Raw genomic sequence first — 632 nt, 5'->3', positions numbered from 1 at the left:
ACAAGGTGTTGGCATAATCAAAGAAATCCCTGACGCCCATCAAATGTGAGCCCACCGCATTGTCTGTTGCCAGCACCGCTATCTTCTTCACACCCGCCTCCAAAATGTCACTTTTGACATCTTTTTTATCATTATTGCCACTAACCTTGGTATTGGCAAGTCACTACACTGACCTGGTGAAATCAAGCGGCTAAAAACCGCGTTGGCCGATCAATAGGGGAGATAGAGAATGAGCTGCCATATGAAACACAAATCCTGGCTGGTACTACCAACCTTGCTCATGGCCTGGGGAGTGATGCTGTGGATCCAATGGAGCAGCGAACTGCCAATGGCCATCAACTTGATAGGTATCCCATTGTTAATGCTGTTGCTAGGCTTACTGGCCGGGCTTGCAATGGAGGGGGAAGACAACTAAAAGTTGCCGCCCCCTATGGAACAACGGCGCGTTTAGAATACGCCGTTTAAATCAGATAAGAAGAATCGATAGGCCGGGTTATCCGTTTGCTCCTGGAAGCTATAGCCCAGTTGCGTCACATGCTGATCGAATTCAGCGCGCGAGCCTTGTGGAATATCAAACCCCACCAGCACCAGACCTTCTGCCGCACCGTGGTTGCGATAATGGAACAAGGTAA

General features: G+C 49.4%; 1 protein-coding gene and 1 pseudogene. One reads left to right on the top strand and one right to left on the bottom strand.

Translation table 11 applies throughout. The features are described from left to right. Nucleotides 1-241: 241 nt before the first annotated feature. Entirely contained in the window at nt 242-415 is a 174-nt protein-coding gene (locus J0A66_RS21505; RefSeq protein WP_188691302.1) for a hypothetical protein, read from the top strand. Nucleotides 416-447: 32 nt separating this feature from the next. On the opposite strand, the pseudogene J0A66_RS21500 reads toward J0A66_RS21505, so the two are convergent. Then, nucleotides 448-632, bottom strand: a pseudogene (locus tag J0A66_RS21500) (threonine ammonia-lyase, biosynthetic); the annotation flags it as partial.

The sequence above is a fragment of the Bowmanella dokdonensis genome (assembly GCF_017254865.1).
Taxonomy (GTDB): domain Bacteria; phylum Pseudomonadota; class Gammaproteobacteria; order Enterobacterales; family Alteromonadaceae; genus Bowmanella; species Bowmanella dokdonensis.
This window is presented reverse-complemented; position numbering and strand designations above follow the sequence as displayed.

Bases quoted from the DNA above. Each gene is read 5' to 3' on its own strand.
- J0A66_RS21505 (WP_188691302.1), top strand. From the start codon at position 242: ATGAAACACAAATCCTGGCTGGTACTACCAACCTTGCTCATGGCCTGG.